We start from the raw sequence: 14609 nt of genomic DNA on the forward strand, positions 1-14609 counted from the left end.
CTTGATCGCTGACCACGAATAATTCCTGCAATTGTGCAGGCTTTTCAGCGGGGACATGGGCTCAGGTGCACATTCAGCGAAAATTCCTGCACTTTTGCAGGTTTTTCGCCAAAATAGGCCAATTTCAGAGAAAAAACCTGTACTTTTGCAGGTTTTCCCTACCACGATGTCTCATTGCCCATTTTGTTCAGTTCCGCGACCTCACAAGGAGAGGTGCGTGCCCAGAAAAAGCGACTGTCCCTCAAATTAGGGCCCCACTGTTTCCCATAGCCCTGACTGAGTGTCGCGATTTTATCGGGCAGCCTGCACAATTGCAGGCTTTGCTGGCGTCGGAGCTGCCCGGGGCACGAAAATTATGCTGCTGCGGGGCTTTTCGGCGGTTTCCAAAACGCCGCAGCATACATCAGCGCCCCTGGAGGCGCGTTCGTCTCCCGCATCCGAACGATCGGGAGTTGATCGCAGCCATGCGGCGGCGCTGAATTAGTATCGCCTCAGACACCCCCGACTGACTGGTGCGTTTGCCGCACTGCGGGCCGGAGCGCACCAACCCCGGCCGCAAGGCCGCAAGGCAAGCCCGCCTGCAACTGCTCTATATGCGCCGCATTGTTCCCGACCGCGCAATGCGCCATTTGCTACCGTTCAAGGAAACGAATCCGAAACGTTCGGATTTCGTAAGGCGAGAGCGCAAAGCGCAGTTCGCCGCCCTCCCGGCATTCCCCGACCGGGCGTTCCAGCAGGTCGGTTTCCTGCCACTCGGCGATCGGCCAGTCCGAGGCGAGCCCCACTTCGCCGCGTGCGCCGGCGTATTCGTGCAGCCGGAGGATGACGTCCCGGCTGTCCTCGCCTTTTTTCACGGCGTCGATCATGACGCGCTCGGGGGCCGACAGCCGGAAGCAAGCGAACGACGCTCCTTGCTTCGGCGCGCCGGGGTAGGCGCTGAGCGGGGCGTTCAGCGCCCACGCCTCGTGCACCGTGCCGCCGTCGCGCCAATCGCCGGCATGCGGCAGGAGCGAATACGTGAACGCATGCGCTCCTTGATCGGCTTGATCGTCCGGCACAAGGGCCGATTTGATCAGGGACAGGCGCATCACGTTGTCCTTGATGTCGTAGCCGTACTTGCAGTCGTTCAGCAGACTGACGCCGTATCCGGCTTCCGCCAAATCGGCCCATTGATGGCCGACCGTTTCGAAACGAGCATAATCCCAGCTCGTGTTCCAGTGCGTCGGCCGCTTCACGTTGCCGAATTGAATGTCGTAAGTCGCTTCGGTCGCGCGAATATCGACGGGAAATGCCGCCTTCAGCAGCTGCCGCTGCTCGTGCCAGTCCGCTTCGGTCACAAAATCAAGACGGCGGCTGTGGGCATACGCAATCAGGCGCTGGCGGATCGTCGAATCCATGTAGGTCCATTCGAATTCGACGATCGCTTGCAGCGAGCCGAGATGAACGGCGCGGACGGCCCGCAGTTCCGTAACGGTGCGCTGTTTTTGCATATAGTACAGATCGATGTCCCACGCTTCATGCCGGCTTTTGGGCTTATCCTCGAACACCTGCAGCACATTGGCCGCCGTCCCCGCCGGAAACACTTCGCGGCCCGCTATTTTGTCATGCAAGCGCGTCAATTGTCCGAATGCGTTCCATTCCAACGTATAAAAGGGAGTTTCCAACTGATTCCCATCCGCCGCAAAAGGGACAATGGCCGGAGGCTGAACCTCGCTCGGCTCGCTCAGACCCGAATCCGAACCTGGACCCGGACCGTCCGGCTCAAACCGGATCAGCGCCAGCCCCATAGGAGGCACTTCCCGGACGAGAACGTGCCAGTCCGTGCCGATCCGCTCGGCGGCAAGCGCGCATCCGGCCGCGTCTGTCCAGCGTCCCGCCTCCATCCCGGCAAGAGCCGGAATGACGGCCAGATCCGTGCGCGGCCAGGAGGAACCGTTGCACACGGTCCATTCCCCGCCGCCGCCCTTTTGCCCGGGCCCCGCTGCCGTCAAGCTGTCGATCGCCCGCTGCCGGGCGGCGAGGCCAAGCTGCCAGGCTTGCGCATATTCCTCCCGCGCATCCTCGTACACCTCGCGGATCGACGAGCCGGGGATAATATCGTGAAACTGATTGCGCAAAATGATTTTCCAACCCTCATACAGCTCCTCCGCGGGATACGATCCCCATCCGGCCTGCAGAGCCCCCAGCACACTCAGCCATTCGGCTTCCCGGTACAGCAGCTCCAGCTTGCGGTTCATTCGTTTGATGAACGCCTGACTCGTATACGTGCCCCTGTGCAGCTCAAGGTACAGTTCGCCGTCCCATGTGTGCACGTAGCTGTCCGAAGCGGCCACCCTCTCCGCCAAGTCGCGGAAATAAGCGTCCGCCCGGCCTGTCGTAACATGAGGCAGCCCCGGCATGTCGGCCAAGCGCCTGCGCATCTCCAGCATTTCGCGGTTGACGCCTCCGCCGCCGTCTCCATAGCCGTAAGCGAGCAGCAGCTCGCGGTTCAGCTCTTTATCCCGGTAGGCGTCCCATATGCCCTGCACAGTTTTGGGCGTAATTGCGCCGTTGTACGTATAGTAAAAGGCTCCAAGCCCGTCACTGTCGCCCGGATTCGGCGTTGTGATGAAATGGGTGAGAATTTCGCTGCCGTCGATCCCTCTCCAGTAAAAAGTGTCGTTGGGCATCCGATTGTACTGGTTCCAGCTGATTTTGGTCGTCATAAAAGCTTCAATACCGGCTTTGCGCAAAATTTGCGGCAGCGCCCAACTGTACCCGAAAACGTCGGGCAGCCAGAGGTATTTGCACTCGGTCCCGAACTCTTTCCGGAAAAAGCGCTCGCCATAGAGCAGGTGCCGAACCAGGGATTCCCCGTTCGTGAGATTGCAGTCGGCCTCAAGCCACATGGCGCCGCCCGGTTCCCAGCGGCCTTCTGCCGCCCTGGCGCGAATCTCGGCATACAGCTCGGGATAATCCGCTTGGATATATTCGTAAAGCTGCGGCTGCGTTTGCAAAAAAACGTACTCCGGATACCGCTCCATAAGCCGCAGAACCGTGGAAAAAGAACGCGCGGCCTTCTCACGCGTATGCCGCAGCCGCCACAGCCACGCCACGTCGATGTGGGTGTGGCCGATGCAGCGGACCGTAACCGCGTGGCGCTTCGGCTTATCGGCCAGCCCGCTGCGCAGCTGTGCCGCGGCCTCCGCCAGCGAGGCGTAAAACCCGCCGCTCCCCGGACGCGACCAGTCGATCCGCAGGAACGCCCGATCGACGAGGCGGAGCAGATCGTGCCGTTCCGGCTCGCTGCCCGTCAGCTGCATCGCCGTTTCGAGAGCGGCTTTGGCGGTGTAGTACAGGTCGTCGGCCGATTCATCGAGCCAGGCCAGCGCCGCCTGCTGCAGCCGATGCTCCTGAATCTCGGCGCTCCGGTACCCGCCGAGTCCCGACCAGAGGCGCAGCCGCAGCCGGACCGTGCGCCCGGGAGCATCGTCCGGCAAAAAAGCCTCGCGGTGGTTGTTGTCCACCCCCTGGTACGGCCGGCCGTCCACAAACAGCAGCGCTTCGAAGCCGCTGTTCCCGTTCCCTCCGCTTTGGCCGAGATCCAGCAGCGCGACGACCGGCTTGCCTGACCAGGCCGCGGGAACGGCGGCGTCTGCGGCGAGCCAGCGGTATTCGTCGCGCCCTTGCCACCGGAAGCCAAGCCGCACTTCCTCCCACTCCCCGCCGTCGTCGGGGTAGGTTCCGACGGCCCCGTCGGCGTCGGTTTTCATTTTCAACGGCTCGATGGCAAAAGCATCGCGATAGCGAAACGGTTCCAGCTCCCGGATTCGCGCCTGGAGCTTTTCAACAGTCCAAAACATAGGATTGCCTCCTGTTTTACTGAAATTTACGTTCATCATACTGGAAGCCCTTCGGCCGAACAACCCCAATCCCCAACTTGCTTCCTTAAGGAGCAAGGAACATTCCGTACGGATTAATGCCGCAGCGTACTATGCGCCCTAATGATTATGCCAGGCACGCTCCGGCCCCCTGGTCAACGTCGAGAGGCGCATAGCCGCGAACGTGCCGGCCGGAATCCGCGAAACGCGGGGAAAAACCTGCGAAAGTGCAGGTTTTTTCTCCGAAATTGGCTTGTTTTGGCGAAAAGCCTGCAAAAGTGCAGGAATTTTCGTTGAAAGTGAACCTGAGCCCCTATCCCCGCTGAAAAGCCTGCACTTTTGCAGGAATTCTTCGTGGCCAGCGATTAAGGACGCAAATTCATGTATTTTTGCAGGAATTCTTCGTGCAGGAGATTAGCCGATCTACCCTTGACTTATTCACAGCCGCTTGCTAAAATTACAGACAAATTGAGTCTTTAATTAATGGTGTTTAAAGCAATAAGCAAATTTTTTTGTTTGTATTAAGGATTTCAAATATCTTTTATATCCAAAATAAAAGGAGAGAACGCTATGTCAATCGATTGTGCTATTATTGGTGGAGGTCCGGCAGGCTTGAATGCTGCTCTTGTATTGGGCAGAGCAAGGAGAAATGTGATTTTGTTCGATATTGCGGCAGCGGAAGGAAGCAAAGCCGCCATCGGGGTGAATTCCGATTTCATTTTGAATAGTTTCGCTTAATCAAACCTTAATTTGGTGTTTGTATTTTTGAAACCATTTCAGTTAATCTTACGTATAGACGGAGATGGGCATGAATCTACTTCACTCGATTCGGAATCCATTAGCTGCAAAAATTATGGATACGAAGAGAGGAAGAAGACAACAAGATGAACCACCAGGAACAGGATCATTGGCGGAAAGACATTGCTCCTTACGAAAGACCGCATTTCAAATCTAGCGTTTGGCAGATTTTAAATACCATTGCGCCCTTTTTTTTGCTTTGGTATGCTGCCTACTGGAGTCTATCAATCTCCTATTGGCTTACTTTGGTTTTTACTATTCCGGCCAGCGGTTTTTTGATACGGATATTTATTATTTTTCATGACTGCTGTCACAGGTCGTTCTTTAAAAGCAGGATGGCCAATGAAATTGTCGGTACGCTAACCGGTATTTTGACCTGTTGCCCCTATCATCAATGGAAACACACGCATTCCGTTCATCACGCGACCAGCAGCAACTTGAATAAGCGGGGGACGGGGGATATTTGGACGTTGACGGTGGAAGAATATGTCGCACTGTCACCGCTGCGGAGGCTTTTCTATCGGCTTTACCGCAACCCTTTATTTATGTTCGGTCTGGGTCCCGTTTATATTTTTTTGATAGACTACAGATTTAACCGCAAACGCGCCGGGCTGAAAGAACGGATCAACACCTACGTGACCAACATCGGCATAGCGGGAACAGCAGGCTTGCTTTGCTGGTTGATTGGCTGGCAAAATTTCCTGCTCGTTCAAGGACCGATCTTTTTGATCTCGGGCACTGCCGGCATCTGGCTGTTTTACGTGCAGCATCAGTTTGAGGATACGTATTTTGAAAAAGAAGAAGATTGGGACTACGTCAAAGCGGCCCTGCAGGGAAGCTCATTCTACAAGCTGCCGAAGATCCTTCACTGGATTACAGGCAATATCGGTTTTCATCACATCCACCATCTGAGCCCCCGGGTTCCTAACTATTATCTGGAAAAAGCTCACAACAGCAATCCCGTTCTGCAAGATGTTCAGACGATTACATTATGGACCAGCTTGCGCTCTCTCCGGTTCCGCGTCTGGAGCGAGCAAAGGAAACGGTTCATCGGATTCAGAGATATCGGACGTTCGACGTCCGCGCCAGGCAAATAAGCAAGAACGGCCATCTCGCGATAGCGGGAAGAGGCCGTTTTTTTGTTGTTTAGGAAATTATGATTTGCGTTGGCTGTGGACAAAGTGTGCATAAAATTGTGGATAAGTGTTATGGGCGAGCATTGAGGCGACCGATAGCATATTTCTACTAATTGACCGCAAATGCTGTATAATTCAGAATGAACGCAAGTAAACGGTTTTATTAGGGGGTTGCGGAGGGATCGATAGATGAGAAACGTCAGCATGATCAGTATAATCGGTATCTTTTTTATCGCAACGTGCTTCTTTCTTTACGACTGGCTCAACCCGGCGGACAAGCACTATCCCGTAGCTCATGGCGGTGTGTTGGACGCGAGAACGTGGGATTTCGACGTCCATGGTATTATTCCCCTGAACGGGGAGTGGGAGTTTTATGAGGGGAAACTGTTGGCTCCGCACGATTTTTACGTCAATCCGCTGCTTGCGACCGAGCGTCAGATGGTGCGGGTGCCGGGCAGTTGGAAAGGTATTGTCGACTCCGGAGGCCAAGACGGGTATGGAGCCGGTACCTACCGATTGATCGTGCAGGTGGACAAGAAGGATTTGTACGGCTTTCGCGGGAAGAAGATCCGCATGTCCAGCCGGGTTTTTCTGAACGGAACCGATATAGGCGGCAACGGCCGAACGACGGCAACCGAGCACGGGTTCGTGCCAAGCAATCTGCCATTCTTGGGAATGGCGCAAGCTGAGGCCGGCGCAGTTGAAATCGTCGTCCAAGTGTCCAGCTTCAAGTACCTTGAAGGCGGGCTCGTGCAGGCGCCGGAATTCGGACCGGCGAAAGACGTAATCGCCCGTCAGGACCATTTCAGGCTTGTCGACATGATTTTGATTACGGCCATGTTCGTGTTTGGGCTTTATTACATAAGTATGTTCAAGCAGTGGCGCAAGGAGCCGCATCTGGTGCATTTTGGCATCTTCTGCTTGACGGCGGGCTTGTTTTTCAGTTTCGACGACGAAATTATGGCGGCGGCGGTCGTCCCCTCTCTCTCTTTTTTATGGCTGCAAAGAATGATTGTCCTGCTGCCGCTGACTTCATTTTACTTTTTCTATCTTTATGTGCACCGATTCTTGGGGGGACGGAACAACGGCGTATTCCGCGCGTTGCGCTGGATATTCATCGCTGTCTTTGCCGTTTTCCTATTCACGCCGAACGAATATTTGCGGGAACTTCTATGGACGACCATTGTGCTTGAAACTCTCTTCCTTCTGTTCGTTTTTTACGCAATTTTTAGCGGCCGCAATCGGGGGGGCCAGGGGACCGGCTCTATTTTGCTCGGGGTATTTTTCCTTCTCTTCACATGGATCTACGCCCATCTTCGTTATCAGCTAGCGATGGATAACCCGAACTATATGATCGTTACGCCGCTCTTGCTGCTGTACTCGCAGGCGTCCTTAATGTCAAACCGGATTCAGGAGGCTTTCCGCAAAAGCGAACGCCTCTCCCGGCAGTTGCTCGTTTACGATCGCCAGAAGGACGAATTTCTGGCCAAGACGTCGCACGAATTGCGAACGCCCCTGCACGGCATCATCAACTTGTCCCAATCGCTGCTGGAAGACCCCGAGCGGCCGCTTCACCCGGAGCATCGGGAGAACGTGAGGCTGCTGCACTTGGTGGGGCGGCGATTGGCGGGGCTTGTGCATGATATTCTCGACATGAACCGAATCAAGCTTGGACAGCTGCATATTCAAACGACGCATGTGGATGTCCATATGTCGGTTCGTTTCGTACTGGAGACGTTGGCGATTACGCCGATCAACCGCGAGGTTCGCTTGATCAACGAGCTTCCTTCAACGCTTCCCTTGGTTGAGGCGGACGAAAATCGGCTGCGGCAAATTTTGCACAACTTGTTGGAGAACGCGCTGAAATATACGGAAAGCGGAACGGTGCGTATTTCAGCAGAAGCGTTAGGCGCGGGGCTGGCCATCTCGATAGCGGATACGGGGCCGGGCATTCCGCCGGACAGACTGGCAAGTATTTTTGAGCCTTTTGTGCAGCAGGAAGAGATGGAACACCGTTCCCAAGGAGGCATCGGACTCGGCCTGAGCATATCGAAACAGTTGGTCGAGCTGCAAGGCGGCAGACTGGAAGTCGAGTCCGAGGTTGGCCGCGGTTCAAGATTCACGTTCACGTTGCCGATTGCCGTCCAAGAGCGGGAAGCCGCTGCGTCCGGAGTATATGTGCAACCGCAAGTGGCGGAGAAGGTAACGTTAAACATGCGCGTTCAAGACGAGACCGCCGAATATGAAGTTCTGATCGTGGATGACGAGCCTTCCAATTTGAAAGTGCTAATCGATGCCGTGATGTCACTCCGTTATGCGTATACCGCGGTCGGAAGCGGACAGGATGCGCTTGCGCAACTCAAGGGACGGAGGCTGCCGGATTTGGTGCTGCTGGATTTGATGATGCCCGGCCTGTCCGGGCTGGACGTATGCAGGGAAATTCGCAGCTTGCACGGCTTGGCGGAGCTCCCCGTGCTGATGCTGACCGCATCCGGCCAGACGAGCGACATGACGGCTGCTTTCGAGGCGGGCGCCAACGATATTTTGCAGAAGCCGTTTGAGCTTGTGGAGCTAAAGGCACGGATGCAGTCGCTGCTGTCGATGAAGCGTTCGTCCGAGCAGGCGGTTAAGCGGGAAATGGACTTCTTGCAAACGCAAATTACTCCGCATTTTCTTTACAACAGTTTGAACACTCTTGTGGCACTCAGCTATAAGGATGTCGACAGGCTGCGGGAAACGATCAATGATTTAGCCACGTATTTAAGGGCAAAATTCACGTTCGTCTTTCAGGCCGATCGGATTTCGCTCGAGCAAGAATTGGAACTGGTGCGCTCATATTTGGCAATTGAACAGCTTCGTTTCGGCAGCAGATTACAGGTCAAATACCGGATAGAAGCTGATCTTTCCTTCTGGCTTCCTCCACTTATGATGCAGCCGCTCGTAGAAAACGCAGTGCGGCACGGCATCGGACCGAAACCGTTGGGAGGCACCGTGGAAATTATGGTGAGTCGAAGCGGCGGCGGGGTTCTAGTGACGGTGAAGGACGACGGCGTGGGCATGGAAGAGGCGAAACGGCTGCAGCTGGAACAAGAAAAATCACACGGAGTAGGGATCGTCAATGTCAGCCGCCGCCTGCAAATGATCTACGGACATAAGCTGGAAATCGTCAGCGTACCGGATCGGGGCACACAAATCAACCTTTATCTGCCGGAGGAACCCTATGCTCAGAGCAATTTTGATCGATGACGAGGTTATGGCATTGGACGTGCTGGAAATCGTGCTGGAACAAGTCGGCGGTGTACAGGTGGTCGGCAAATTCGAGCATATCGCCGAAGCGATCGGACAAGTATCCGGGTTGAGGCCGGACCTCGTTTTCCTGGACATCGAAATGCCGGGGATGAGCGGCTTGAATGCCGCCGAGCAGCTGCTAGGACGTTATGGGGAGATGGATATCATTTTCGTTACCGCTCATCAGGAGTTCGCTGTCGATGCGTTTGAGACAGGAGCTTTCGGCTATTTGTTGAAGCCGGTTTCGAAAGACAAGCTGTCGAAGACGTTGGACCGGTATACGCTCCGTCCCGTACGCGGCGTCGCGAGCCGCGCGGTTCGGCAGATTACGGGAGATTATTCAAGTGGGCCGGCACAGAGTGACAAGCTGATTTTGAAAGCGCTTGGCAGCATGGAGCTGTACGGCTTGGACCGGCAGATGGCGAGCTGGAGAACGAAGAAAACGAAGGAGCTGTTCGCCTATCTTTGGCATCAAGGTGGAACCCCTGCCTACCGGTATCGACTGCTCGACGATTTGTGGCCGGACTGCGAACTCGGGCGTTCCCAGAAGCTGCTCCATACGACGATGTATTATTTGCGGAATGCGTTGAAGAACGCCGGATTTCCGGACATGGTCGCATTCGCCGACGAACGGTATTGGCTGAAGACCGAGATGGTCGACAGCGATACAGCGAGATTGGAGGAGCTTATGAGGCATGGGGGCCGGCCGGGCGATATCGGCGAACTGCTCTCGCTTTACCGCGGCGCTTATTTCGAGACGGAGCAATATGGCTGGGCGGGAAATAAAAGGTACGAGCTTCATTCCTCGTATATGCAGCGTCTCGAACAGTGGTTGGCGGAAGCTGCGGAGACGGACAAGGAGCCTCTGCTGAGAAAGTTGATCGAGATTGAGCCTTATCGCGAACACTATTACGACCTCTTGCTGGAGCATCTGGAGAAGATGGGCGACGCTGTGGCAGCGGCTAAGCTGCGGGAGCTAAGGCGGTATAGGTTTGAAGACGAGCTCGGTCTATAGAAATGGGAAACCGCGGACGACAGAATCCGCGGTTCTTTTTTGTTGAGTTTTTGTTTATCGCCATCGTTGTAGAATGGACTCGATTATTGTCGAAGAAGGGTCTAGCAAAAGCTTCAACAATTTTTGAGGAATGGGGAACATGTATGCGTAAAAAGGAAAGATCAATGCAAGGAATTTTACTGGCATTTCTCGTAAAAGGCATGAAAATAAGCAGATCATGCAGCCGAAAAACGCCAGGTCTTATTTTAGCGGTTATTTTCATGCTGCTATCGATCATGCAAGGCAACACGGCTTTTGCAGCACCCAATTGGGCGTCGGTAGACGGCGGTGGCACGTACGGTCTGAATGTCACTTCGGCGAAAAGCGCAGCTAACCCCAATCTGGCTGTATTCAACAACGCCTTATATGCAGCGTGGAGTGAATCGAACGGAATCGCCAATCTAATTCGAGTTAAGAAGTACGACGGTGTGAGCTGGACCAGTGCAGATGGCGGCTTTCTGAATGTGGATTCGATGAAAGACGCATCCTATCCAAATCTGACTGTATTCAACAACGCCTTATATGCATCGTGGCATGAAACGAACGGAACCGTAACTCAAATTCGAGTCAAGAAGTACAACGGCACGAGTTGGACAAGCGTAGACGGCGGCGGTCTGAATATCAATTCGGCGAAATACGCAAGCAATCCCAATCTGGCTGTATTCAACAACGCCTTATATGCAGCGTGGCATGAATGGGGCGGTACCACCGGTAATGTTAATCAAATTCGAGTCAAGAAGTACAACGGCACGAATTGGACAAGTGTAGACGGCGGCAGCATGAACGGTCTGAATGTGGATTCGACGAAAGGCGCAACGTATCCCAATCTGGTTGCATCCGACAACGCCTTATATGCAGCATGGATGGAAACGAGTGGAAGCGCCACTCAAATTCGAGTCAAGAAGTACGACGGCACAGGCTGGACAAGTGCAGATGGCAGCGGTACGAACGGTCTGAATGTCGATACGACTCAACCGGCATTCAATCCCAATCTGGCTGTATTCAACAACGCCTTATATGCAGAATGGTATGAAAAGAACGGATGGACTTATCAAGTTCGAGTCAAGACATACGACGGCACGAGTTGGGTAAGTGCAGACGGCGGCGGCCTGAATGCGGATTTGATGAAAGTCGCAGGAAGTCCATCAAATCTGACTGTATTCAACAACGCCTTATATGCTGCGTGGTCTGAAACGAACGGAATCGCTAATCAGATTCGAGTCAAGGCGTACGAAGGCGCGAGTTGGACAAGTGCAGACGGTGGCGGTACGAGCGGTCTGAATGTGAATTCGACAAAAAGCGGAGGTTTTCCCAATTTGGCTGTATTCAACAACGTCTTATACGCAGTGTGGACTGAATGGGACGGAACCGCCAATCAAGTTCGGGCGGCTAGTTTTTCGGGGATAATGACAGCCCCTGAACTGACAGCAGACAGCACGGACAACGATACGGCCCACGCCATCGATCTGACCTTTACGGATAATGCGGCGTGGCGCGGAGCGATTACCGCTATAAAAGACGGCAGTACGACGCTGCAGGGTACGGATTATACGATAAGCGCCGGAAAAATCAGCATTAATGCCGGAGTATTAAATGCAAGTACTCATTCCATTACCGTAGTTGCAACGGGGTATTCGGATGCTGCCGTAACGCAGACCATTACAACTGCTCTTGTAGCTCCAACAATCACAAGTCAACCGGGCAACCAGACGGTGACAGTGGGACAACCGGCTTCATTTAGCGTAACAGCGAGTGGTGACATGCCATTGACCTACCAGTGGAAGAAAGATGGCACAGATATTAGCGGAGCAACGTCCGCTAACTTAACGATTACCTCTGCACAGGCAGCAGATGCAGGAAGCTACACGGTGGTAGTGACCAATGGTGCGGGAACAGTGACAAGTACTGCCGCAACCCTGACGGTGAGCCCGGCAGACACGTTGAGCGGGTTGGCATTGTCAAGCGGTACGCTGAGTCCGGTGTTTTCTCAAGGCACAACGAACTACACGGTCAGCGCGGAGAACGCCGTAAGCAGTATTACCGTAACGCCGACCGTATCCGATGCCAATGCGACAGTAACAGCAAGCGTGTACGACGGCAACGGTACGCTGGTGAGCGGACCGTTCACGCTAACGAACGGCACGGCGTCTCCATCGCTACCGCTGAACGTAGGGAGCAACCGAATCCAGGTTACGGTGACGGCGCAAGATGGAACGACCACAAAGACGTACACGGTAACAGTAACGCGAGAAGCGGCCCCACTTACCTATTCTATAGCAGCAATTGCGAATCAAACGACTACAGACCTGATTCAAGGCTATATGCCGGGAACACAAGCAACTAAAACGATAAGCGTAATAAATACCGGAACAGGCAATTTGACAAGTCTGTCCGCATCGCTGAGTGGCACAAATGCCAACGAGTTTGTAATCACTCCGCTGGATACAACACTTAATAGCGGTTCCTCTACAACCTTTACAGTGAAAGCAAAAGACGGTTTAACCGCAGGTACGTATTCTGCAATAGTGACGGTATCGGCAGCGAACATGACAAATGCGACGTTTACGGTGACGCAAGTGGTGAACTTGCCGAATGCCCCTGCAAATCCGCAGAATCTGGTAGCTTCTGGGGGAGATCGCCAGGTTACATTAAATTGGAGTTCGGTAACGGGAGCTACTTATTACAATCTGTATTTGTCAACTGTTTCAGGTCAATTTAGCAATACACCCGTTACTACCGTGACGCACTCAACCTACAATGTACAAAACCTGACAAACGGAACGACCTATTATTTTACGGTGAAAGCAGGCAACCCGTGGGGCTTGAGTGCGGCATCCAACCAGGCAAGCGCGACTTCTGCAGCTATTCCGGCACCGCCGACGAATGTTTCAGCAGTTGCCGGAGACGGACAAGCTACCATTGCTTTTACGGCTCCAACCGACAATGGCGGAAGTGCGGTCACGGGGTATGAGGTGACAGCATCACCGGGAAACGTGGTCATGACCGGAAATGCAAGCCCGATTACCGTTACAGGATTAACGAACGGAACGAGCTACACCTTTACGGTGAAGGCGATCAATGGTGTGGGAAGCAGCGCATCTTCCGCCCTATCCAATGACGTTATGCCGAGATCATCATCCAGCGGTAGCAGCAGTAGCAATACGTCATCCGGACCGGCAGCTTCAACGGCCCCGGAGACCGCCAATACCGGTGTGAATATACTCGTTAACGGTAAAGTGGAGAATGCGGGAACAGCAACGACAACGAAACGAAATGACCAAACCGTAACTACTGTATCCGTTGACCCCAAGAAGCTGGATGACAAGCTTGCATCGGAAGGACAACGTGCGGTTGTAACGATTCTGGTCAACACGAAGTCCGATGTCGTCGTTGGCGAATTAAACGGTCAAATGGTTAAAAACATGGAAACCAAACAGGCGGTTTTGGAAATCAAGACGGAGAAAGCATCGTACACACTTCCTGCCCAGCAAATCAACATCAGCGCCATATCCGACAAACTCGGGAAGTCAGTGGCATTGCAAGATATCAAGGTACAGATTGAGATCGCAGCGCCGTCAGCGGATACGGTAAAAATAGTGGAGAATGCAGCAGGGAAAGGTACGTTCTCGCTTGTAGTGCCGCCGGTAAACTTTACGGTCAGAGCTGCACACGAAGGCACAACAGTTGAAATATCGAAGTTTAATGCCTATGTGGGACGCGCCATTGCAATTCCAGAGGGTGTTGATCCGAGCAAGATTACAACTGGCGTTGTCGTTGAGCCGGACGGGACGGTTCGCCATGTGCCGACAAAGGTCACTTTGGTCGATGGCAAATATTATGCTGTCATCAACAGCCTTACCAACAGTACGTACTCGGTCGTATGGCATCCAAGTGAATTCAAGGATGTTGCGAATCATTGGTCGAAAAAGGCAGTCATTGATATGGGTTCGCGAATGGTTATCGAAGGAATCGGTAACGGCTTATTCAGTCCCGACACAGATATTACCCGGGCTGAATTTGCAGCCATTATCGTTCGTGGACTTGGACTGAAATTAGAAAGTGGAGCAACACCGTTCTCGGATGTAAAGGCATCGGAGTGGTATAGCAGCGTGATTGACACGGCATACGCGTACCAACTGATCAATGGATTTGAAGACGGCACTTTCCGTCCGAGTGACCGAATTACCCGAGAACAAGCGATGGCGATTATCGCCAAAGCGATGAAGATCACGGAACTGAAAGCCAAGCTCCCTGTCCAAGCGACAGAGGCAAATCTTCGTCCGTTTGCAGATGCGGCAGATGTATCCGTTTGGGCGCAGAGCAGCATAGCCGACAGTGTTCAAGCCGGTATCGTCTCGGGAAGGAGCAATAACCTTCTTGCACCAAAGGCGTACATTACAAGAGCCGAGGTTGCTGCGATTGTACAGCGACTGCTTCAAAAGTCTGACTTAATTTAATATCACTGTACCTAAG

General features: G+C 53.6%; 5 protein-coding genes and 1 pseudogene. 5 read left to right on the forward strand and 1 reads right to left on the reverse strand.

From position 1 onward, the window contains the following. Positions 1-632 precede the first annotated feature (632 nt). Positions 633-3842: a glycoside hydrolase family 38 N-terminal domain-containing protein gene (locus tag AC6RNO_RS04540; protein ID WP_497104759.1), complete on the reverse strand. Its 3210-nt coding sequence runs from the start codon at positions 3840-3842 to the stop codon at positions 633-635. A gap of 588 nt (positions 3843-4430) precedes the next feature. On the opposite strand from AC6RNO_RS04540, the pseudogene AC6RNO_RS04545 reads away from it, so the two are divergent. From AC6RNO_RS04545 to AC6RNO_RS04565, 5 genes and pseudogenes are all read left to right on the forward strand, one after another. After that, positions 4431-4526, forward strand: a pseudogene (locus tag AC6RNO_RS04545) (FAD-binding protein); the annotation flags it as partial. 218 nt (positions 4527-4744) lie between these two features. Next, on the forward strand, positions 4745-5755 hold the full coding sequence (gene desA / locus AC6RNO_RS04550; protein WP_497104760.1) for a Delta(5) desaturase DesA: 1011 nt from the start codon (positions 4745-4747) through the stop codon (positions 5753-5755). 228 nt (positions 5756-5983) lie between these two features. Further along, positions 5984-9040: an ATP-binding protein gene (locus tag AC6RNO_RS04555; protein WP_497104761.1), complete on the forward strand. Its 3057-nt coding sequence runs from the start codon at positions 5984-5986 to the stop codon at positions 9038-9040. Then, positions 9015-10097, forward strand: a complete 1083-nt coding sequence (locus tag AC6RNO_RS04560; RefSeq protein ID WP_497104762.1) for a response regulator — start codon at positions 9015-9017, stop codon at positions 10095-10097. The genes AC6RNO_RS04555 and AC6RNO_RS04560 overlap by 26 nt, the downstream gene beginning before the upstream one ends. A gap of 164 nt (positions 10098-10261) precedes the next feature. Then, positions 10262-14593, forward strand: a complete 4332-nt coding sequence (locus AC6RNO_RS04565) for an S-layer homology domain-containing protein (RefSeq protein ID WP_497104763.1) — start codon at positions 10262-10264, stop codon at positions 14591-14593. Positions 14594-14609: the final 16 nt, after the last annotated feature.

It is taken from the genome of Paenibacillus sp. sgz302190, from assembly GCF_059820445.1.

What these genes read in the sequence shown, in the direction of transcription:
- desA (WP_497104760.1), top strand. Translation starts at nt 4,745, where the DNA reads ATGAACCACCAGGAACAGGATCATTGGCGGAAAGACATTGCTCCTTAC.
- AC6RNO_RS04565 (WP_497104763.1), top strand. Translation starts at nt 10,262, where the DNA reads ATGCAAGGAATTTTACTGGCATTTCTCGTAAAAGGCATGAAAATAAGC.
- AC6RNO_RS04555 (WP_497104761.1), top strand. Translation starts at nt 5,984, where the DNA reads ATGAGAAACGTCAGCATGATCAGTATAATCGGTATCTTTTTTATCGCA.
- AC6RNO_RS04560 (WP_497104762.1), top strand. Translation starts at nt 9,015, where the DNA reads ATGCTCAGAGCAATTTTGATCGATGACGAGGTTATGGCATTGGACGTG.
- AC6RNO_RS04540 (WP_497104759.1), bottom strand. Translation starts at nt 3,842, where the DNA reads ATGTTTTGGACTGTTGAAAAGCTCCAGGCGCGAATCCGGGAGCTGGAA.